This is a genomic window from Pseudorhodoplanes sp. (genome assembly GCF_046289595.1).
Lineage (GTDB): Bacteria > Pseudomonadota > Alphaproteobacteria > Rhizobiales > Xanthobacteraceae > Pseudorhodoplanes.
In genome coordinates this window covers 1-20872 of the sequence record NZ_JBKBVB010000007.1, presented here as the reverse complement: position 1 = coordinate 20872, position 20872 = coordinate 1, and the positions used below count along the sequence as shown (strand labels likewise).

The 20872-nt window shown below is 64.1% G+C and carries 24 protein-coding genes; 9 read left to right on the top strand and 15 right to left on the bottom strand.

The features are described 5' to 3' along the window. Positions 1-62 precede the first annotated feature (62 nt). Complete coding sequence (locus ACK41X_RS03335; protein WP_409719249.1) at positions 63-884, bottom strand: lytic transglycosylase domain-containing protein; 822 nt, start codon at positions 882-884, stop codon at positions 63-65. Between the two features lie 756 nt (positions 885-1640). On the opposite strand from ACK41X_RS03335, the gene ACK41X_RS03330 reads away from it, so the two are divergent. Then, the gene (locus ACK41X_RS03330) at positions 1641-1835 is read left to right on the top strand and encodes a type II toxin-antitoxin system HicA family toxin (protein ID WP_409719247.1); all 195 of its coding nucleotides are present in this window, start codon (positions 1641-1643) and stop codon (positions 1833-1835) included. Beyond that, positions 1835-2041 (top strand): type II toxin-antitoxin system HicB family antitoxin, encoded by a 207-nt coding sequence (locus tag ACK41X_RS03325; protein WP_409719245.1) that lies wholly within the window; start codon positions 1835-1837, stop codon positions 2039-2041. The genes ACK41X_RS03330 and ACK41X_RS03325 overlap by 1 nt, the downstream gene beginning before the upstream one ends. Positions 2042-2094: 53 nt before the next feature. On the opposite strand, the gene ACK41X_RS03320 is transcribed toward ACK41X_RS03325, so the two are convergent. Beyond that, the gene (locus ACK41X_RS03320) at positions 2095-3519 is read right to left on the bottom strand and encodes a caspase domain-containing protein (protein ID WP_409719243.1); all 1425 of its coding nucleotides are present in this window, start codon (positions 3517-3519) and stop codon (positions 2095-2097) included. A gap of 232 nt (positions 3520-3751) precedes the next feature. Continuing rightward, a complete protein-coding gene (locus ACK41X_RS03315; protein WP_409719241.1) occupies positions 3752-4018 on the bottom strand; it encodes a DUF2442 domain-containing protein in 267 nt (88 codons plus the stop codon). Between the two features lie 182 nt (positions 4019-4200). Here ACK41X_RS03315 and ACK41X_RS03310 point away from each other — a divergent pair, with 182 nt between their 5' ends. Beyond that, positions 4201-4341: a hypothetical protein gene (locus ACK41X_RS03310; RefSeq protein ID WP_409719239.1), complete on the top strand. Its 141-nt coding sequence runs from the start codon at positions 4201-4203 to the stop codon at positions 4339-4341. Positions 4342-4423: 82 nt separating this feature from the next. Here ACK41X_RS03310 and ACK41X_RS03305 read toward each other — a convergent pair whose 3' ends face one another. Further along, positions 4424-4987: a type 1 glutamine amidotransferase domain-containing protein gene (locus tag ACK41X_RS03305; protein WP_409719237.1), complete on the bottom strand. Its 564-nt coding sequence runs from the start codon at positions 4985-4987 to the stop codon at positions 4424-4426. Between the two features lie 154 nt (positions 4988-5141). Between ACK41X_RS03305 and ACK41X_RS03300 the strand changes: the two genes are divergently transcribed. After that, positions 5142-5621, top strand: a complete 480-nt coding sequence (locus tag ACK41X_RS03300) for a hypothetical protein (RefSeq protein WP_409719313.1) — start codon at positions 5142-5144, stop codon at positions 5619-5621. Between the two features lie 4 nt (positions 5622-5625). On the opposite strand, the gene ACK41X_RS03295 is transcribed toward ACK41X_RS03300, so the two are convergent. The 4 genes from ACK41X_RS03295 to dnaG form a co-directional block, all read right to left on the bottom strand. Further along, positions 5626-6705, bottom strand: coding sequence for an alpha/beta hydrolase family protein (locus ACK41X_RS03295; protein WP_409719235.1), 1080 nt, complete (start codon positions 6703-6705; stop codon positions 5626-5628). A gap of 306 nt (positions 6706-7011) precedes the next feature. Continuing rightward, positions 7012-7989, bottom strand: coding sequence for an iron exporter MbfA (gene mbfA / locus ACK41X_RS03290; RefSeq protein WP_409719233.1), 978 nt, complete (start codon positions 7987-7989; stop codon positions 7012-7014). Between the two features lie 109 nt (positions 7990-8098). After that, a complete protein-coding gene (gene rpoD / locus ACK41X_RS03285) occupies positions 8099-10501 on the bottom strand; it encodes an RNA polymerase sigma factor RpoD (RefSeq protein WP_409719231.1) in 2403 nt (800 codons plus the stop codon). A gap of 220 nt (positions 10502-10721) precedes the next feature. Beyond that, positions 10722-12656, bottom strand: coding sequence for a DNA primase (gene dnaG, locus ACK41X_RS03280; RefSeq protein ID WP_409719229.1), 1935 nt, complete (start codon positions 12654-12656; stop codon positions 10722-10724). Between the two features lie 190 nt (positions 12657-12846). Between dnaG and ACK41X_RS03275 the strand changes: the two genes are divergently transcribed. After that, positions 12847-13629 carry an N-formylglutamate amidohydrolase gene (locus tag ACK41X_RS03275; protein WP_409719227.1) on the top strand — a complete coding sequence of 261 codons (783 nt, stop codon included), beginning with the start codon at positions 12847-12849 and terminating at the stop codon, positions 13627-13629. Here ACK41X_RS03275 and ACK41X_RS03270 read toward each other — a convergent pair. Then, a complete protein-coding gene (locus ACK41X_RS03270; RefSeq protein ID WP_409719225.1) occupies positions 13626-14552 on the bottom strand; it encodes a LysR substrate-binding domain-containing protein in 927 nt (308 codons plus the stop codon). The two genes, ACK41X_RS03275 and ACK41X_RS03270, sit on opposite strands and share 4 nt — an antisense overlap. Positions 14553-14649: 97 nt before the next feature. On the opposite strand from ACK41X_RS03270, the gene ACK41X_RS03265 reads away from it, so the two are divergent. From ACK41X_RS03265 to ppa, 3 genes are read left to right on the top strand one after another with little or no spacing between them, the layout of a single operon-like run. Then, positions 14650-15420, top strand: a complete 771-nt coding sequence (locus tag ACK41X_RS03265) for a 3-oxoacyl-ACP reductase family protein (RefSeq protein ID WP_409719223.1) — start codon at positions 14650-14652, stop codon at positions 15418-15420. Positions 15421-15452: 32 nt separating this feature from the next. After that, positions 15453-16052 (top strand): NADPH-dependent F420 reductase, encoded by a 600-nt coding sequence (locus ACK41X_RS03260; protein ID WP_409719221.1) that lies wholly within the window; start codon positions 15453-15455, stop codon positions 16050-16052. Positions 16053-16104: 52 nt separating this feature from the next. Beyond that, positions 16105-16638 (top strand): inorganic diphosphatase, encoded by a 534-nt coding sequence (gene ppa / locus ACK41X_RS03255; protein WP_409719219.1) that lies wholly within the window; start codon positions 16105-16107, stop codon positions 16636-16638. Positions 16639-16640: 2 nt separating this feature from the next. Here the strand turns inward: ppa and ACK41X_RS03250 are convergent, their stop codons facing one another. Genes ACK41X_RS03250 through ACK41X_RS03240 form a run of 3 tightly spaced genes read right to left on the bottom strand, consistent with a single transcriptional unit; the run spans position 16641 to position 17644 of the window. Beyond that, the gene (locus tag ACK41X_RS03250) at positions 16641-17108 is read right to left on the bottom strand and encodes a phage holin family protein (protein ID WP_409719217.1); all 468 of its coding nucleotides are present in this window, start codon (positions 17106-17108) and stop codon (positions 16641-16643) included. Positions 17109-17110: 2 nt separating this feature from the next. Further along, a complete protein-coding gene (locus ACK41X_RS03245) occupies positions 17111-17404 on the bottom strand; it encodes a hypothetical protein (protein WP_409719215.1) in 294 nt (97 codons plus the stop codon). Positions 17405-17407: 3 nt separating this feature from the next. Further along, a complete protein-coding gene (locus tag ACK41X_RS03240) occupies positions 17408-17644 on the bottom strand; it encodes a hypothetical protein (protein WP_409719213.1) in 237 nt (78 codons plus the stop codon). A gap of 134 nt (positions 17645-17778) precedes the next feature. Between ACK41X_RS03240 and ACK41X_RS03235 the strand changes: the two genes are divergently transcribed. Continuing rightward, complete coding sequence (locus ACK41X_RS03235; protein WP_409719211.1) at positions 17779-18276, top strand: lysozyme inhibitor LprI family protein; 498 nt, start codon at positions 17779-17781, stop codon at positions 18274-18276. 64 nt (positions 18277-18340) lie between these two features. On the opposite strand, the gene ACK41X_RS03230 is transcribed toward ACK41X_RS03235, so the two are convergent. The 3 genes from ACK41X_RS03230 to ACK41X_RS03220 all read right to left on the bottom strand — a co-directional run. Then, positions 18341-19078, bottom strand: coding sequence for an ABC transporter ATP-binding protein (locus ACK41X_RS03230; protein ID WP_409719209.1), 738 nt, complete (start codon positions 19076-19078; stop codon positions 18341-18343). Next, complete coding sequence (locus ACK41X_RS03225; RefSeq protein ID WP_409719207.1) at positions 19075-20310, bottom strand: ABC transporter permease; 1236 nt, start codon at positions 20308-20310, stop codon at positions 19075-19077. The genes ACK41X_RS03230 and ACK41X_RS03225 overlap by 4 nt, the downstream gene beginning before the upstream one ends. Further along, positions 20307-20872 (bottom strand): efflux RND transporter periplasmic adaptor subunit (locus tag ACK41X_RS03220; protein WP_409719205.1); only part of this gene is annotated, 566 nt, incomplete at its 5' end. The genes ACK41X_RS03220 and ACK41X_RS03225, both read right to left, overlap by 4 nt.

Below are 20872 nucleotides of genomic sequence, written 5' to 3'. Positions count from 1 at the left end.
GGGTCAAAGGCTGCAGCCCACGCGCGCGGACGCGCCTCCTGGAGCGCGGGCTGGTGCTGCCGCTATTTCAGCTGCTCGGCGAAATAATGCAGCGTGCGCCGGTAGATTTCCGAGCGGTTCCACTCGCGCATCACCTCGAAATTCCGCGTGCCGATGTCGAATGGCTGGCCGCGCTGCCAGCCATTGACGGCGAGCAGATTGGCGGTTGAGGCGAGCACGTCCGGCACCGAGCGGCGCAGATCGACATGGCCGTTGCCGTCATAATCCACGCCATACTTGATATAGGACGAGGGCAAAAACTGCGTCTGCCCGATCTCGCCCGCATACGCGCCGACCAGCTCCTTCATCGGCAGGTCCTGGCGCTGGATGATCTGCAACGCCGCGAAGAGTTCGCGCTGGAACAGATCGGTGCGCCGGCAGTCATGGGCCAGCGTCGCCAGCGTGCGCACGATCGGCAGCTTGCCCATATCGGCGCCGTTGTCGGTTTCCATGGTCCAGATCGCGACGATCAGCTCCTTCGGCACGCCATATTGCTTCTCGACGCGCGCGAGCAGCGCCGCATGTTTCTGCATCATCGCCCTGGCGCGCTTGACGCGGGCCGGGCCGACGCGGGTGCGGGCATAATCCTCCCAGCTTTTCTTGAAGGTGCCGCGCTGGCGCCGGTCGAATTCCATCACCTTGGGATCGTAGGCGATGCCGGAAAAGGCCAGCGACAGGGTCTGCTGCGAGATGCCTTTCGCCGCCGCCTCGCGCGAGAATTCGGCGATGAAGCGGTTGAAATCGCCGCCGCATTGCGCGGCGAGCGCGGGGATCGTCAGGAGGCAGAGCAGAACGGGAACGGCGAGACAGCGGGCGGCAACAGGGCGGAGCGGCGTTCGGCGCATTCAGGGCCTCGACAATGGAAGGGGGATTCAAACCGGACGTTCGCGGCACTATCGCACGGCAAATGTGGCTTTAGAAGTAACGGTCCCGCGCGGGACCGCCGCCGCGCGACACTCCGACGCGTGTTTTGGCCGTAGGTTCCGGCCGCGCCGCTGCCGGACATGCGTCATCGCCCGTATTGTTTGAGGCGCCGGGAACGCCTTTCGTGCGCATTTCGCATTCCGTCCCTTTTGACTGGCGCATATCGGGCAGGCCCGACATGCGCATCGCAAGGGCGCGCGGAACGCCGGGCTTTCAGCCAAGCCCGCGGCCTCGTGTGGATGTGAGTTTGACCACACGAGATTGCAGTCACCACGGACCGCCGAACGGCTCCGGCGTTCCGCGCGCGGTGTTTATAGGCTTGCTCCGTGAGACCCCCGGTGGACTCTCTTTCAGGGTCCTCCGCATGCATTGCGGACCCTATCCACCGCTGCGGGGCGCAGGCAAAGACCGCGGCAGTATGACGCCGCCACGGGCCTCGCCGTCATATCCCCAGCGACGCACGGTGTGGCGCGCCAGGACCTCACGGCTTGGGCCGCCGCTGCGCGCCTCCACGTCCTGAGGCGCATCACCGGCCACCGCATCCCGCCCCGCGTCTCACGACGCTGATCAGACGCCCCTTGCCCGGGGCGGGATACATGGGTATATAGTCCTATCATCGGGAGATGTCAAGGGGAAATGCCTTGGATTATCCTTGCGGAATCGGTCGGGGGCATAACTTGAAAGTTCGTGAGGCAATAAAACTCATCGAGGATGACGGCTGGTTTCTGGTCGCGACCCGCGGCAGCCATCGGCAATTTAAGCATCCTTCCAAGGCCGGACGCGTCACCGTGGCCGGGAAGCCCTCCGACGACCTTGCGCCGGGGACATTGAACAGTATCTTGAAGCAAGCCGGACTGAAGGAACGCCCCTGATGCGCTACGCCGTTGTTATCGAGCAGGCGAACGGAAACTACTCCGCTTACGTTCCGGACTTACCGGGCTGCGTCGCCACGGGCGAAAGCGTTGCGGAGGTCGAGCGCGAAATCCGCGACGCGATCCGGTTTCATATCGATGGGTTGAAGGAAGACGGCCTGCCGGTGCCTGCGCCGACGAGCAGAGCGGAGTATGTGGAGGCGTAGGGGGCTGAACCGGAAAAATGCATCCGCATTCGACGCCGACTACCTATCAGGATTTAGCCACTTTCCGACCCAAGGCGCTTCTCGGCGCTTTCTAGCTCGGCGTTAATAGAGCTTTTCAACTTCGCGCAGATCCGTACGACGACATCATCCGGCGGCTCATTCCATCCGAACTTCCACCAACGACGCGAAATTTCGCGGCCTTCAATATCGTAGGTTTCGAAGTCGCGCAGCAAGTGTTGTGTGAGCATCTCGAACACGTAGCAGCGGTCAAGGCTTGGCGCGCAGGTCACCACCAATGTAAGTCGTTTCAGGACTACGAACCTTGGCGTCAACGTCACCTTCATCTGCGCCCTGGACATCGTGCAATTAAGCTCGAGGTCAAATTCTTCGTAGTAGGCATCCGGGTCCAAATAGCGCTGCATCGAGGCCGCAACAAGCGCGCCGTAGTAGAGGGGGTTGGGCTGGCGCCTCTTGCGAGCATGAACAGCCGTTACGAAGTTGTCAGGTCGCTTTTCTTGATCAAGAACGCGGATGATGAAATCACGTGTCGTTGGCTCACGAAAGTCAGCCCACTCAGCAAACTCGACAGTGTAGAACTCGCCGAAATCGTCATTTGAGAGACGTGATTTTAAATCGTCGAAAACGCGGTCAGCAAACGTGTGCATCAAGGTCGGCGTGACTACCTTCGCTGAAGCGGCTTTGATACGATCAAGCAACGGTCGAGCAGCCACCGGGTCGGGAGAGTGCGCGGTGGCCACAGCAACATTCTGACCATTCACCTGCTTGCGCAAGGTATCCATTTTCTTCGCGTCGTCGACGAACTGTTCACGACCGGTACATTGAGAGACGAAGAACGGAGTTTGGGATTCATTTTCTAGAAACTCGTCGCGCAAACAGTTGACGATGTCTGTGTAATACACCGGTCCGTCGAGCTTGCTTAACGCAGCCGCACGGAACTGATCGGTAAACAAACTCAGAGGGTGGCCTGCAAGCGATTCTTGCGTCTCCGTACAGGACGCGAATTGGATGATGTTTTTGAAGTCTTTAGCTTGCTGCATCAGCCAGTTGAATTCGGATTTGATCATCAGTGTGCCCGAATAACACGCATCCAACACTTTTACGACCAAGTTTGCGTCCGGCAATCTGAGAAGCGTGTGCAATTCAGCACGGGACAGCCCGGTTTGGTTGGGTCGCCTGGAATCGAAATCCGTTGGGCACAGAAAGAACTCCCTTTCGTGCATGTACCCGTGGCCGGAAAAATAGAAAAACAATTCATCAGGAGATGCAGCAGCATCAAGAGCGCTGCGAAGGCGCTCCTTCAAGTCACCAGCGTCTGCATCCTGAATTTTCGTGATGGTAGCGTACTTGCCCGTCGCAATAAGCAGCTGCTCGACTGCTACAACGTCTGCACGGCAGCATGCCAGTTCGGCCGCATTTTGATACTCAGAATTGCCGATAAGGATTGCAAAATTTGACATTAGTCATCTCACAATGCTGGCAAATTATAAGAGCGTTATAGGGCTACGCGGCGTACAGAGGCACTTTCGCCGCCAGACACGACGACGAGACGCGCACAAACAAAAACCGATGGATTGCCGGGGCTCTTGCGCAAGACGCGCTTCGCGCGTGAGCCCGGCAATGATGAAGCTGGATTGCTTCGGCGCTCAATTCTGGGGCCCCCGCCTTCGCTGGGACGAACGGGGAGAGAGATTACGCCGCGGCGTGCCGTTGCAAAGCGCCCGCAGCCTCGATCTCGAGTTGCAGCCAGTCCGGTGCAATGTCAAAACCGTTCGGCCAGGTCGGCGCGCCGAATTCCAGAAAGACGCGCCTGAAATAATCGATGTCGCGCAGCGGCTCGATCATCGGGCCGCTCTCGCGCACAAGAGCCGCGAAATCGTACTCGCCGGCACTGTCGTCGGAGAAGCGGAAGGACAGCCTATGGCCGCCCAGCCATTCAATCCTTGAGACTTTTATCATCGTCGAGACCTGAGATGGGCGACTAGCGTTAGAACTCCCACTCACGCAGTAGACTTTTGATCTTTGCATCTGATCGCTTGTCCTTGCCGTCAGGTCCCACGATCCTCACACTCCCGTGCGGAAGTCCGTAATCTCTCGAAATTCTTTTCTCCAGAGAACCTACGCTGCCATCGATCCGCGCAATGCGCACACGCCTTGGTTTCTCTGCGCGCTTCGCCCTCTTCGTCATTGGTCTCTCTCCTGATGCTCCAAGAATCGACCACAATCAAAGATTGCGCGTCGACAAGGCCGTGCGCAAGAAAAAACGCCGCGCCCATCACTGAGCGCGGCGTTCGCGATTCTGGGTCCCCGCCTTCGCGGGGACGAGCGGCGGATGGAGTGTTGTTTAGCTCAACGCCCCTCCCCTCACGCCGCCTGGCGCTGGTGGCGGCCTTCGCGCACCTCCTCCACGATCTTGGCGCAGAATGCATCGAGATCGCCGGGGTTGCGCGAAGTGATGACGCCGTTGTCGGTGACGACGGGCGCATCCTCGAACTGCGCGCCCGCGTTGACCACATCAGTCTTGATCGACTTGTACGACGTCATCTTGCGGCCCTTGGCGATGCCGGTCTCGATCAGCAGCCACGGCGCATGGCAGATCGCCGCCACCGTCTTGCCCGCCGCGAAGAACGCCTTGATCAGCGCCAGCGCGTCCGTGTTCACGCGCAGGATGTCCGGGTTGATCTGCCCGCCGGGCAGCACGATGGCGTCGTAGTCGGCCTCCGTCACGCTGCCGAGCGTCTTGTCGACCTTGACCGGCCGGCCCCAGTCCTTCTGGTCCCAGCCCTTGATCTCGCCCGCCTCCGGCGACACCACATGCACCTCGGCGCCCGCCGCCTTCAGCTTGTCGCGCGGCACTTCGAGCTCGGACTGCTCGAAGCCGTGGGTGGCGAGAATGAGAATGCGTTTTCCGTCCAGCGAGGCCGGCATGGTAGATGTCTCCCTGTTGATGGATTGCCCTGGGGCCCGGACGACAACGCTGCACTGCGGCAAAGGTTCGCGCGGACGTGAAACCCGGGCGCGGCGGGCCGCGTAACTGTGCGCGGGCTTACGGTCAAACCTTCGCGAGCGGGCGATGCTTCACCTGCGGCGGCTGATGAAATTGTCCCACACGCTTGGCGCCATCGGCCTGATGGGCGCGATGGCGTGCCTGCTCGTGCTGTTCTCGCTGACGCCGCCGCCCGCCGAGATCGCGCACTATGCGATGATGCGCGGCGCCATCGCCAAGATCGCGACCTGGATTTTCCTGCCCTCGCTCGGGCTGACCCTGATCGCCGGGCTGCTCGCGATCGCGTTGAACCCCGCCTTCCACAATGCCGGCTGGGCCTGGGTGAAGGCGCTCTCCGGCATTCTCCTGTTCGAATACGGCTTCATCGGCATCGAGGGGCCGATGAAGCAGGAGGCCGAGCTCGCGGCGCGGGTGCTGTCGGGCGAGGCACCGATCGGCGACTTGGCCGGCACGGGGCGCGCCGAAATCATGTCGCTGTGGATTCTGCTCGGCGTCGCCGCCGCCAATATCGTGCTTGCGATCTGGCGCCCGAAGCTGACGCGCATCCCGGATTGAGGCGTTACCGTTGAACCGCGTGCGCGGGACGAGCCCGCGCCGCAGCGCTCAGATGCGGCGAGACGCCGGGCGCGAGCGCCAGGATCGGCTGCCACTTCGCGTTCCAGTGCACCATCGCTGCGCGGTCGCCGTCGAAAATCTGGTCGAGGAAGGCGAGCGCAAGCTCGGCGGTCGCCGCCTTCACCTTGGGATTGAGGTCGCGGCCGCCGGTGGATGTGCGATCGGTGAACATGCTGTGCGAACCGCCATTGAACACCGCAATGGCTTTGCGCGGCGTCGCAATCGCGTTGTAGATCGCAAGCCGGTCGGCGGGACCGGAATAATAGCCGGGGATGCGGATGACGTCCTCGGTCGCCGTGACATGCAGGGTCGGCACCGTGACATTGTCGAGCACCGAAGAGAGGTCCGGCTCCCCGTAGAAGGGCGGCGACGAGATCAGGATCGCCGCGGCAAAACGGCCATCCTTGGCTTCGATCCGCCGGCCCTCGCGCATCACGCCGGCGCCGACCGCAACGAGGGCGGTGTTGGCGCCGTAGGAATGGCCGGCCGCAACGATGCGGCTGCGGTCGATGCGGGCGGCGTAGGGGCCGGTGCCGCTGGCGAGAATGCGGTCGAGCGCGAAGCGGATATCGAGGCCGCGCGACAGCGCCTCACTCTCATGCGCCGCGGTCTGCAGCCGCTGCACCAACAGCAGCGGATTGCCGGCCCAGACCGAGGTGTCACTGCCGGCATGCTGGACATGCAGGCTGGCGACGCCGCGCGCCGCGAAATGCCGCGCGAGATAGCTGTAACCCCGCCGCGAGCCGCCCATGCCATGCGAGAACACAACCAGCGGAACGCGCGCGCCCGGCGCGCTGTCGTTTGGCCAATAGAGCCGCGCCGGAACAGGACGCGCGCGCGCCGCATCGACCCAGTCGAAATCGACGATGCGGACCGCAAGCTCGTTGGAGAGCGTCGGCGGCAATTCCGGAGGTTGTGCGCGCGATAGGCCTGGCAGCGCCGCCGCCAGCATCAGCGCAAGGCATGCAACGGCGAGACGCCGGGGCGAAGCACAGGCCGGGGCAAGACCGCCGCTCGATCGCATGTCCGAATCATCCGTCATTGACGTGCAGCGGATGAACCGGCGCGAACCGGATTGCAATTCCGCGGCGAAGTCCCCGCACGCCAACGGAACCAAGAAAGCGGCTGAATTAAGCCTGCGAACGTCAGCCGGCTGTCATTTCGGAATGACCTGTGCCGATAAAATCAGCAACCCGGGCGGCGACCGACGCCAACCACAAATTCAAGTCGGCAAGCCGAGTTGCTTTGCGCCGTACTGCAACCCGCCAAGCTCAGCGCATGTGACTCCGGATCCCTTCGCGGGGACGAACGGAAGACGGGACCGCTTTCGCTAACTCCCCCCGATCAATATCCCAGCCGCCAGCACCAGCGAGCCGCCCAGCACCACCTGAAACACCGCGCGCAGGAACGGCGTTTCCATGTAGCGGTTCTGGATGAAGGCGATCGCCCACAATTCGACGAACACCACGATGCCGGCGATGGCCGTCGCGGTCCAGAAATGCGGAATGAGATAGGGCAGCGCGTGGCCGAGCCCGCCCACCGTCGTCATAATGCCCGACGCCAGCCCGCGCTTGACCGGCGAGCCGCGGCCCGAGATCACGCCGTCGTCGTGGGCGGCTTCGGTGAAGCCCATCGAGATGCCGGCGCCGACCGACGCCGCAAGGCCGACCAGAAACGTGGTCCAGGTGTTCTGCGTGGCGAACGCGGTGGCGAAGATCGGCGCGAGCGTGGACACCGAGCCGTCCATCAGGCCGGCGAGCCCCGGCTGCACATAGGTGAGGATGAATTGCCGCCGCGCCTTCTCGTCCTCCTCGCTGCGGGCGGACGTGCCCTCCTGCGCCGCCGCGATCTCCTCGGCTTTGTGCTCGTGCTTGCGCTCGGCCGCGGCGAGGTCGCCCAGAAGCTTGCGGGTCGCAGGATCGCTCGCGCGCTGCGCCGCCTGCCCATAGAAATTCGCGGCATCGTCCTCCATGCGCGCGGCCTCGGCGCGGATGCGGTCGAGCCCGAGATTCTGCACAAGCCAGACCGGCCGGCGCGAATAGAAGCCCGCGACATGCTCGCGGCGAATGAGCGGGATCACCTTGCCGAACCTTCGCTCGAAAGTGTCGATCAGGAGGCGGCGGTGGCCGTCCTCCTCCGCCGCCATCGCGTCGAACATCTCGGCAGTCGCAGGGTAGGCGTGGCGCAGCTGCTCCGCATAGGTCGCGTAGATGCGCGAGTCGTCCTCTTCCGAGGAGATCGCGAGCGCGAGGATTTCGGCCTCCGACAGATCGGAAAAGCGGCGGCGGGAGGCAAAGGGAGAGAGCATGCGGCCCGATCCAGTCTGGAATACTTTAGCGGTCAACATAGCAAAACCCCGGCCTTCGCCGGGGTTTTGTTTTTCTGATGGATTGCTTCGGCGCGCCGCGCAATGACGGTCAGTTATCCAGGAAGGATCGCAGCTTCCTTGACCGCGACGGATGCTTGAGCTTGCGCAGCGCCTTCGCCTCGATCTGACGGATGCGTTCGCGGGTCACGCTGAATTGCTGGCCGACTTCCTCCAGCGTGTGGTCGGTGTTCATGCCGATGCCGAAACGCATGCGCAGCACGCGCTCCTCGCGGGGCGTGAGCGAGGCAAGCACGCGCGTCGTGGTCTCGCGCAGGTTCGACTGGATCGCCGCATCGATCGGCAGCACCGCGTTCTTGTCCTCGATGAAATCCCCGAGATGTGAGTCCTCTTCGTCACCAATCGGCGTTTCGAGCGACAGCGGCTCTTTCGCGATTTTCAGAACCTTGCGCACCTTCTCGAGCGGCATGCCGAGCTTCTCGGCAAGCTCTTCCGGAGTCGGCTCGCGGCCGATCTCGTTCAGCATCTGGCGCGAAGTGCGCACGATCTTGTTGATGGTCTCGATCATATGCACCGGAATGCGGATGGTGCGGGCCTGATCGGCGATCGAGCGCGTAATCGCCTGCCGGATCCACCACGTCGCATAGGTCGAGAACTTGTAGCCGCGGCGGTATTCGAACTTGTCCACCGCCTTCATCAGGCCGATATTGCCTTCCTGAATCAGGTCGAGGAATTGCAGGCCGCGATTGGTGTATTTCTTGGCGATGGAGATGACGAGGCGCAGGTTGGCCTCCACCATCTCCTTTTTCGCCTGGCGCGCCTCGCGCTCGCCCTTCTGCACCGAATGCACGATCTTGCGGAATTCGCCGATCTCGAGCCCGGTCTCGGAGGCCAGCGCGTGGATATTGGCGCGCAGATCCTTGAGGCGGTCCTTGTCATGGGCGACAAGCTCGCGCCAGCCCTTGGCCGACAGCTTGGAAACGCGGTTCATCCACCGCGGATCGAGCTCCGATCCGAAATAATTCTTCAGGAAGTCGTCGCGCGCCACGCCGTGGCTTTCGGCAAGCCGCATCATGCGGCCCTCGAGCGAGACGAGGCGCTTGTTGATCTCGTAGAGCTGGTCGACCAGTGAATCGATGCGCGCCTGATTGAGCCGCAGCGACTTCACCGCGGTGATGATCTCGTCCTTCAGCTTCTTGTATTTGCGCTCCTGCGACGGCGACAGCGACTCGTTCTGCAGGCGGTTGGCGATGTCCTGTTCCTGCAGCTTGCGCAGCTTCTTGTATTCGTTGGCGACGGTGTCGAAGGTTTCCAGCACCTTCGGCTTCAGCTCGGCCTCGATCGCGGCGAGCGACATCGAGTTCTCGAACTCGTCGTCCTCCATGTCGGCTTCGGCGGCGAGTTCGCCGGGATCCTTCTCCTCGCCGTCGCCCGCAGCAGGCGCCGCCTTGAACGGCGTCGCACCGGGAGGGGCGGACGGCGGCGACGCCTGCTCGGCGGGCAATTCGGCGCCGGGCACGCCGGGCAGCGGCTTGCCATCGGGGCCGACCGGCGCCGGGAGTTTGGCATCCGGCCCGGCATAGGTCGCTTCCAGATCGATAATGTCGCGCAGGAAGACCTTGCCTTCGTTCAGTTCGTCGCGCCAGATGATGATCGCCTGAAAGGTCAGCGGGCTTTCGCACAGGCCTGCGATCATCGCTTCGCGGCCGGCCTCGATGCGCTTGGCGATGGCGATTTCGCCCTCGCGCGACAGGAGTTCGACCGAGCCCATTTCGCGCAGATACATCCGCACCGGATCGTCGGTGCGTTCGGATGGCTCCTTGTCGGACTTGACGATCAGCGGCTTGGATGTGACCTCGACAAGCTCGCCGCCCTCGTCGTCGTCCTCCTCCTCCTTCTCGGCATCCTCGTCGGCGGCCTCGTCCTGCTCGATGACGTTGATGCCCATCTCGGACAGCATCGACAGCGTGTCCTCGATCTGCTCGGAGGTGACCTCCTCGGAGGGCATCACGGCGTTGAGCTGCTCATAGGTGATGTAGCCGCGCTTCTTGGCCTGCTTGATCATCTTCTTGACGGCGGCGTCGGAGAGATCGAGCAGCGGCAGAGGGGTATCGGGCGTGGCCTCGGCGTCCTTGTCGGCGTCGTCCTTGCCGCCGGTCTTGGCCTTCACACTCTCCTTGTCCGAGAGCGCCTTGGCGCCGGCCTTGATCTGGGCGGTGCGGGACTGGTCGGGCCGGAGCGGAACGGCCGCAGGCGTTTCCGTTTTTGCGGATTTTGCCGCGTCCTTCCTCATGTCCTTACCCGTCTCCTTGATGGTCTCTTTTGGCGCTGTCTTCGTGGCGGTTTTGGGCGGTTCCTTCACCGCGGTCCTGGGCTTGACCTGAGGTTTGGACGCGGCCTTGCCGGAGGCGCTTTTCAGCGGCGGCTTGCCGGTGTTCTTGCTCGACGTCTTGCCCTTGGCTGCCGATCTGGTCGCCGCGCTTCTGCTCGCCATGAAGTTCTCTCTCCCGCGGCAGGGCCGCCCCGCCGTTTCGACCACCCCTACCCTATGGCGTGAGACTGCCTTTTACCGCGAGTCCCGGCCGGCGGGGTAACCGAATCAACACACTCAATTTCGTGGGGCGGCGTTAAGTCGGGATTAACCCCGTAACCCTTTGACCGCCCTGATGAAAGCCCACCTGTCAAAAAGCCCCGGGAACCGGGGCGGATTTCGGTCAGACGCCGCGCAACGACCGCCCGGAGGAGGCACCGAAGCCCTCGATCAGCGCCTCGGTTCCCTCGAGGGCTGCGAGACGGTTCTGAACATCCCGGATCCAGGCCAGATTGGCTTCGCTCGGATCGTCTCCAAGCGCGCGTTCCGCGTCCTTGAGCTCCCTATTTAGCGTCCGTGTCTTGCGATGCAAGGTAACGATATGGGCCCACCACTGGGCCACATCGCTCTCACCGGCCCCGGCGCGCGCCGGCCAGTCGGAGGCGTGGGTCAGGGCCGCCCGGATTCGCGCCAGCAGCGGGGACAAGCCCCGCGCGGCGAGGCTTTCCTGCAGGATTTGCGGGTCCGGAACCGCTTCCCCGGAGGTCGCATCGAGGATCGCGCGGCGCATCTGGTCGGCGTCGGGATGGATCAGCTCGATCTCGGCGAATTCCTCGGCATGGCTCTCCAGCAGCCAGGGATGCTCGATCACCGCGAGCAGGATCAGCGCCTCGCGCGGTGGGACGGCGCTGCGAAACCCGCGCACCAGCGGGCTTTGCCCGAGCCTGGGCGATAGCGGCGTCAGCGTCTCGCGTGCGCCGCGCTGCGGAGCGCGCCAGTCGGACCGGCTGCCGCGCCGGCTGCGCGGCTCGAAGCTGCGGCCGCGTTCGAAACCGCCGGCCATTTGCGACGGCGCGAACAACGCCCGCACCCGCCCCTCGAAATCCTGCCGGTAATATTTTCGAACCGCCTCATGCCCGATGCCGCCGACAATCTCCGCGATCCGCGCCTCCAAAGCCGCACGTCGCTCGGGCGTATCGAAGAGAGCGCTTTCGGTCTCGCGCATCCAGAGAATGTCGGCGAGCGGGCGCGCCGATTTCAGCACCTCGTCGATCGCCGCCCGGCCGCCGGAGCGGATCAGGTCGTCGGGATCTTGCCCTTCGGGCAGCATTGCAAAGCTGAGACTCTTGCCGGGCTGCAATTTCGGCAACGCCAGATCGACCGCGCGATAGGCGGCCCGGCGGCCGGCCTTGTCGCCGTCGAAACAGAGCGTCGGTTCGTCGGCGATCTTCCAGAGGAGACTAAGCTGCTCGTCGGTGAGCGCGGTGCCGAGCGGGGCGACCGCGCCGTCGAGCCCCGCCATCACCATCGCGATCACATCGATATAGCCCTCGACCACGATCAGCGGCTTGCCGTCATGGGCAGCGGCTCTGGCATTGGCGCCGTTGAACAGGATGGAGCCCTTGTGAAACAGCGGCGTTTCCGGCGAGTTCAGGTATTTCGCCGGGGCATCCTTATCGAGCGCCCGCCCGCCGAATGCGATCGGCCGCCCCCGCCAATCGGCAATCGGAAACATCACCCGGTCGCGGAAGCGGTCGTAGGGCACCGGGATGTCGTCGCCATGGACCAGAAGCCCGGCTTCGATCATGTCCTCGACCGGAACGCCGTGCTGGCCGAGATATTCCTTCAGCGCGAAACGTTCGGCAGGCGCGTAGCCGATGCGAAACCGCAGCTGGGTCTCGGGACCAAGCCCGCGATCGGCGAGATAACCGCGCGCCTTGGCGCCGGCGCGCGACTGCAGCGCGCCCTCGAAAAATTTCACCGCAAGCTCGATGACCTCGTAGAGCGATTTTCGGCGCTGTTCCCGCGCCTCCTCCTCGCGCGAGACTTTCGGCATGGCCAGCCCGGCCATGGCGGCGAGCCGCTCCACCGCTTCCGGAAAGCTCACGCCCTCGGTCATCATGATGAAGTCGAAGATCGAGCCGTTCTTGCCGGAGGAGAAGTCGAACCAGGCCTGTTTCTGGTCGTTGACGAAAAACGACGGCGTCTTTTCCTGATTGAACGGCGACAGCCCGCGCCATTCGCGGCCGGCTTTTTTCAGCTTCACGCGCCGCCCCACCACCTCCGAGACCGGCAGGCGGGTGCGGATTTCGTCCAGGAACTGGGGCGGAAAGCGCATGGGATTGGCTATAACCCGAATCGACCGGGATTCGAGATAGGGGCCGATCATGCGCAATTCGAGATGCGGCGATTATGGGCGCCAGACCGCGAGAGCCGGAAGTTATCAACGCTAATCCACAGGCCCGGACCCACCGGAGTTTGATAAGTCCGCGTCGACCGGCGCGAAGCCTGCATTTCAGGAACATCCAATGATCCCCCTCCTCGCTCCCGACGAGCCGCCCGCGGTCGTGACGCTGCGGCCCGACGGCGCCTCGCCCTTTCTCCTCGTTGCCGATCATGCCGGGCGGCGCATCCCGCGCGCGCTCGGCGATCTCGGCGTGTCCGAAAGCGAGTTGCGCCGCCATATCGCGTGGGATGTCGGCATCGAGCCGGTGGTGCGCTTCATGGCGGACCAACTCGACGCCCATGCAATCCTGCAGCCCTATTCGCGGCTGGTGATCGACTGCAACCGGCCGTTCCTCGCCGAAAGCTCGGTCGCGAAAATCAGCGAGAGCACGCCGGTTCCCGGCAATGTGAAACTCACCGAGGATCAGATCGCGGCGCGGCGGCGCGAAATCTTCGCGCCCTATCACGACGCCATCACCGCCGAACTCGACCGCCGCCAGCGCGAAAGCCGGCCCGCTTTCCTGGTGGCGATGCATTCCTTCACGCCGGTCTACAAGGGCGTATCGCGGCCCTGGCATTCCGGCGTGCTCTACAATCGCGACTCGCGCTTTGCCGCCTTCGTGCTGCGCCTGTTGCGCGAGGAAGACGAAATGACCGTCGGCGATAACGAGCCCTATCTCGTCAGCGACGACACCGACTACACCATCCCGGTGCATGGCGAGCAGCGCGGCATCCCGCATGTCGCGATCGAAATCCGCCACGACCTGATCGAGACCGAAGCCGATCAGCGCGCCTGGGCCAGGCGCATGTGCCGCGTACTGACCGAGGCGAAGCGACTGCGCGACCAGAGTTACGGCATCCGCTAGCCGAGACTTCCCGCGAAACGGTGCGCCAGCCGCTCGCGCTGGAACGCCTCAGCGACATGATCGATAAAGGCGCGCGTCTTGCCGGGCAGCATGGCCTTGCTCCCGTAGTAGAGCGAGATCGAACCGAGATCGGCATACCAGCGCGGCAAGAGGCGCACGAGCGCGCCGCTCTCCAGATCGCGCAGCGCATCGGGCACAGCGACAAGCGCAACACCGAGGCCGAGCGCGGCTGCACGGCACATGGCCGCGGGATCGTCGAGAATGACCGTCGCGCGCTGCGTGGCGGTCATCTCGGCACCCGATGCATCGCGCATGATCCTCTGGGCGAGGCGGCCGGTGCGTGCGGAGCGCATGACGATGCCGTCGAAGCCTGCGAGGTCGGACGGATCGACCGGCGGAGTCCGGCCCTCCATGTAGGCGGGCGAGGCCACGGCGACGATGTGGGCGGGCGCTAGAATGCGCGACATGAGCCCGCCGGACAATTCAAAGCCCGCCCCGATCGCGGCGTCATAGCCTTCGGCGATCAGATCGACCTGCCGGTTCTCGAAATGCCAGTCGGGCGCTATGCGCGGATAGCGGCGCATGAAGTCCGGCAGCAGCGGCAGAATGAATTCGGTGCCGAAGGTGAGGCTGAGGCTGACCTTGAGCAGACCCGCCGGTTCGCCTTCGGGCCTCACCTCTGCGATGGCGGCCCGCAGTGAGTCGAGGTTGCTGCCGATCGCCTGCAACAGCCGCTCACCGGCTTCGGTCAGTGCGAGATGCCGGGTGCTGCGGTGAAACAGCCGCACACCGAGATTGCGCTCGAGCACGGCGACGTTGCGGCTCACCGCCGCCGGCGTCAGCCCAAGCCTGCGCGCGGCGGCGGAAAAGCCGCCGGATTCCGCGCTTCTGACGAAGGCTTCCAGATTTTCGAGACTTTCCATTTTCAATTACAGCTTGAAAATAATTCGCATTATTACTGACTAATTCAGAATAATCAAACAGGCCATGTTCGCTCCATCAGAACCAACGGAGTGACCCATGACCGCTTCCCAATATCCCCTCACCCGCCACCTGCCGCTGACCGGCAAGGCCGCGCTCGTCACCGGCGGCTCGCGCTCGATCGGCGCTGCAATCGCAAAACGCCTGGCGGCGGACGGCGCCGCCGTCGCCATCACCTACAGCGCCTCGCCGGACAAGGCGGCCGAGGTGGTTGCAACGATCACGGCCGATGGCGGCCTCGCGATTGCGATCGAGGCCGATGCCGGCAATCCCGGCGCGGTCCGCGCCGCGATCGAGCGCACGGTCGCGGAGTTCGGTTCTCTGGACATCCTCGTCAATAATGCCGGAATCGCACTCGGCGGCCCGATCGAGGCCATCGACTTCCGCGACTACGAGCGCATGATCGCGGTGAATGTCACCGGCACCTTCGTTGCGACGCAGGAAGCCGCGCGGCACATGACGACCGGTGGCCGCATCATCAATATCGGCTCGTCGATGGCGCGCTATGCCGCGTTCGGCGGCGCCTCGCTCTATACGCTGACCAAGGGCGCGATCGCCGGCTTCAACCGCAGTCTCGTGCGCGATCTCGGCCCGCGCGGCATCACCGTGAACACTGTACATCCCGGCCCGACCGACACCGACATGAATCCGGACGGCGGCCCGGTGTCGCAGATCGTCGGTCCCGGCATGGCGATCGGCCGCTATGGCAAGCCGCACGAGATCGCGAGTGTGGTCGCCTATCTCGCGAGTCCGGAAGCCTCCTTCGTCACCGGTGCCGATCTGATCGCCGACGGCGGCTTCACCGCGTGATTTCTCAATTCGCATTCGAAAGGACCACGACAATGACCATCGGAATCATCGGCACCGGCAACATCGGCGCAGCCTTCGCAAGAGCACTCGGCCGCGCCGGCATCGAAGCAATCGTCTCCAACAGCCGGGGACCGGCCTCACTTGCAGACCTCGTTCGCGAAGCAGGCCCGTCCATCCGCGCCGGGACACGCGAGGAAGCCGCCGCGCAGGATATCGTGCTGGTCGCCGTGAACTGGTCGAAGCTGCCGGGCGCGCTGCGAGGGCTGCCGGACTTCGGCGGCCGCATCGTGATCGACGCCAACAATCCGATCGAGGGACCGCTGTTCAAGCCGGCCGAACTGAACGGACGGGTATCGAGTGAAGTCTTCGCCGGACTTGTACCGGGCGCGCGCGTGGTGAAGGCGTTCAATCACCTGCAGCCGCACCTGATTTCCGGCGACCCGGCAGCGGAAGGCGGCCGGCGCGTCCTGTTCTTTTCCGGCGACGACGCGCACGCGAAAGCCGCGGTCGCCGCGCTGATCGAGCGCCTCGGCTTCTTCGGGATCGATCTCGGCCCGCTCGCGGTCGGCGGCCGGCTGGTCCAGTTTCCGGGCGGCCCGCTGCCGGTGCATAATCTGGTTAAGTTTGGCTGATAATGTTTCCGGAGCGCATGCGCTCCGGAAACACGCGGCACAGAGGCGACAGATGGACATTTCCCGCATCACATCGGGCAAGAACCCGCCCAAGGACGTCCACGCGGTGATCGAAATCCCGCTCGGCGGCGTGCCGGTGAAATACGAAATCGACAAGGAGTCCGGTGCGCTGTTCGTTGACCGCTTCCTGCACACCGCGATGTTCTATCCCGGCAATTACGGCTTCATCCCGCACACCCTCTCCGCCGACGGCGATCCCTGCGACATCCTTGTGGCGAGCCAGGTGCCGGTGGTGCCGGGTGCGGTGATCCGCTGCCGCCCGGTCGGGGCGCTGGTGATGGAGGACGAGGCCGGCGGCGACGAGAAGATTCTCGCGGTACCGGTCGATGCGCTGCATCCATTCTATGCCGGAGTGCAGAGTTACAAGGATCTGCCCCCCATCATGTGCGAGCAGATCGCGCATTTCTTCCAGCACTATAAGGATCTGGAAAAGGGCAAGTGGGTGACCATCGTGCGCTGGCTCGATGCCGATGGCGCCGAGAAGCTGGTGATGGAAGCGATCGAGCGCTATGCCGCGCAAAAATAAGGCTACGGCTTCGCCTCACCCTTCGGCTTGCGGATGGCGTTAATCGCCATCGTCGCGAGCGGCACGATCAGGGGCACGACGCTCTCCATCGGATGCTTGAACGAGCGGCCGATGAAGCTGAATTCCTGCTGGAACGCTCGCGCATCGGTCTGCAACGCCTCCATGGCGGAGGCCTGAATCTCGTTGGCGAGCTCGAGTTCGCGGCCGGGCTTCTTGCGCGCGGCGATCAGGGCGAGAAGGCCGGCGATGATGAAATTTGCAGCGCCCAGCGCCAGCGCCGACATCACCGTCCCCCAGATTTCGCGCAGCGCGAAGAAGGCGGCGACCTCGAACAGCATGAGCCCGAACAGCGCCAGCAAGACGGCCGCCGCATTGAGCCCCGACTGCGCCAGTGCATTGCGCAGCTTGATGTCGGCGATCGCCCGCTCCGCCCGCCACAGCACCCGCAGATTGTTGATGAAACGGTCCATGCTCATCTCGTTCGCGACAATACATTGGCGACCAGCACGCCGAGCAGGAAGGCGGCGGCGACCGAGGCGAAGGGGTGCGCGGCGACCAGATCCTCGGCGTCCTCCGTAGCCTCGCCGACCTTGTCCTGCACGTCGGCAAGCAGCCGCTCAAGCTCGCTTTGCCAATCGCCGGACGGCGGCGGGGCCGGCGCCTGCGCCGTCGCACCGGGCGCGCCCTCCGGCTCTTCGGCAACGCGGGGCACCTGCCGCAATTCCCGCCGCAGCGCCTCAAGCTCGCGTTGCAGGTCGCCGCTCATCGCTCATACCGCCTTCGCAATGCGTTCATAGGCCGTCTTCAATTCCTGGGCGAGCAGGTCGAGCGCCGCGCCGACATCCTTGGCGCTGCGGTCCAGCTTGGCCCGGGCCTCGAAAGTCTCCCATTTGCGTTCGAGGGTCTCCCACTCGTCCTTCAGGACCATGGTCCCGAGATGGGCCTTGAGCCGCGCCTCGTCGCGCAATTGCTTCAGGTCCGCTGCGATCTTGTCGAAACTCTGCATGATTCTACCCCGCCTGTCTGTGGTCAGGTCGGTACAATCTGTGCGGGCAGACGCCGCCGATCCTTGACCTTCCGCAACACGGACGCCTTTTCATTTTTCACGAAATTTCAGATAAATGGCGCCATAGAAGCGCCATGACCGTCTTTTCCGCCAGATTCCTCACCGCGGTCGCCGCCGGATTCGGCGCATGGTTGTTTGCGTCATCTGCGCCGGCCTATGCGCAGACGGCGCGCTCCGCAGACCTCAAAATCGTGATCGATTGCCTGAAGAGCGCAGACCGCAACGGCGAACTCGGCACTGCCTGTATCGGCGTGATCGCCGATGCCTGCACCCGCAAGACCGGCGGCGACATCGCGCAAGGCAAAGCCTGCGCCGAGCGCGAACTGGTGGTGTGGAGCGCGCTGTCGGAAGCCGCCGCCAAACGGGTGCGCACCGGCGGCTTCAAAGACATCAGCAATGCGGTTGCGGAATCCGAAAAGGGCTGGGTGCAGCAGCGCGACGCGCTCTGCGCCGCCTTCGACCGCATCGAGCCGGGCACGTTGCCGGGCGATGCCGCCTATTGCCGGATGCAGTCCACCGCGCAGCGCGCGCTGCTGCTGCGCAAGCTCGGCGCGGCCGTGAACGTCCGCTAGCAGGCTGCACTCCACAAAATGGACTGCAATTCAATCTCGGTTTGAACCGCTCTGGCAGTCTCGTTTATCCGGTCTTCTGCCGCTCGCGTGTGCCACCCGGTGGCGGTGCGGCGGCCCGGTCCTGAACGATGCGGCCGTCAATCAGATGCACGCGACGATCCATCCGCGCGGCAAAGTCGAGATTATGCGTGACCGCCACCACGGTCTTGCCGTTCTTGTCAACGAGGTCGCGCAGCAGCTGGAACACCTGCTCGCTGGACACCGAATCGAGCGAACCGGTCGGCTCGTCGGCCAGCACCAATGGCGGATCGTTGGCGAGCGCCCGCGCCACCGCGACCCGCTGGCGCTGGCCGCCCGACATCTGGTCGGGGCGCTTGTGCATATGATCGGCAAGCCCGAACGCGGCGAGAAGCTCTGCGGCGCGCGTGCGCATCTGCCGCGGCGACAGCCTGCCGAGCGCGCGCATCGGCAGCATGACATTATTGAGCGCCGAAAACTCCGGCAGCAGGAAGTGAAACTGAAACACGAAGCCGAGATCCGCGAGTCGCGTCTGCGCGCGTTCGGTCTCGCTCATCTGTGCGGTGGCATGGCCGCGGATCAGCACCTCGCCTTCGGTCGGCATGTCGAGCAGCCCGAGCAGATAAAGCAGCGAGGATTTCCCCGATCCCGACGGCCCGGTGATGGCGACGAATTCCTGCGCCGCTATTTTCAGATCAATGTCCTGCACCAGCGTCACCGGTACGATCCCCGGCAGGATGCGGGTGACGCCTTTCGCCTCGATCAGGATCGCGCCTTGCGTCATGTCGCGCCCCGGATGATGTCCACCGGATGCACGCGCGCCGCCTTGCGCGCGGGCATAAAGCCTGCCGCGAAGGACGACACAAACGCCACCGCGCCCGCCAGCAGGTAATGCAGCGGGTCGTAGACCAGCGGCAGCCGGTTGGCGTCGATGAACGGGCTGCGGAATTCCACGGTGCCGAGCGCAACGCACATCAGATAGCCGAGTGCGAAGCCGGCCAGCGCACCGGCCAGCCCGATCAGCAGGGCTTCGACCACGAAAATCGCGCGCACCGTGCGTTCCGCAAAGCCGAGCGACTTCATGATGGCGATGTCGCGCGCCTTCTCGTGGGTGATGGTCGAGATGATGTTGTAGGTGCCGAAACTTGCCACCAGCAGAATGGCGCCCACCACGGTGTACATGATGACATTGCGGATCACGAAAGAGGAGAGCAGATCCTCATGCGCTTCCTGCCACGAGATCGACTTGTAGCCGGTCTCCTGCTCGATCCGCTGCGCCACGTCGGCGGCCGTCATCGGATCTGCGACCCGCACCCGCAACTCGTTGATCAGCCCGGTCTGTTTGGAAAGGATTTGCGCGGTCTTGAGCAGGACATAGGCGGTCGATTCGTCGACCGAGGTCACCCCGGAACGGAACAGACCCACGACCTGCGCCCCGATCTGCACGCCATCGCTGGTCTGCACGGTGATGTTCGACCCGATCCGCGCGCCGAGTTTGGCCGCGAGCCGGTCGCCGAGAATGATCGCGTTGTTGGCGCGGTAGAGCGCGGTGAGCGTTGCGCCGCGCATATGCCGGGGCAGCGCCGAGACCTGCGGCTCGCGCTGCGGATCGATGCCGGTAATGCTGACCGCGATGTCGCGCCCGGCATAGCGCAGGATGCCCTGCGTCTTGGTCGAGGGCGCGACATCGCCCGGCAGCCAGCCCTCCAGCGCGGCCATGGTGGCGAGCGGATTCTTGATGCCCTTGCGGCGCTTTTCGGGCGTCAGACCGTAGATCCGTGCAGCGTCGAATTCGGTTTCGGCGGGCTGTTGCGGCGGATGGCGGCGCTCGTCGGAGACCGCGATATGCGGCAGCGCATCGATCAAAAGCCGCATAAAGTCGTTCTGCGAGCCGACCATCAGCGAGGCCATCATGATCGAGAAACCGACGCCGGTGGCGACTCCGGCCACGGCAACGAGCGTCTGCCGCGCGCGATATCTCACATGCGTCCAGGCGATGTCGACGATCAGCATCACGACTTGGCCCCGCTGCCAAGGCGGACCCGCTGATTGTCGGCAAGGCCCGGCGGCACCGGCGAGATAACGCGGTCCTGCTCATTCAATCCTTTCAGGATTTCCACATTGCGCGTGCCCCTGATCCCGATCTCGACCGCGCGGCGGCGCGCAACATTGCCCTCCATGACGAACACATGGGAGCCCTGCAGCGCCAGGGCCGGAACGAGCAGCGCATTGTCCCGCTCGCGGGTGACGATGTTGCATTCCACGCTCATGCCGATGCGCAGCGGCGTGTCGTCGGGAAGGTCGATCCGGATGCGATAGGTCTTGGTCACGGGATCGCCCATCGGGGTGATCTCGCGCACCCGGCCCTCGATACGGCGGTCCGGAAATGCGTCGGTGCGAAACAGCACCAATTGTCCGACCGCAACGCGCGGGATGTCCTCCTCGTTGACTTCGGCTGTCACCTGCAATGGCTTCGGAACGCCGACATGAAACAGAATCTTGCCCGGTTCGACGATCTCGCCGATTTCCCCGTCCCGCCGCAGCACGATTCCGTCGATCGGCGCGGTGATGGTGTATT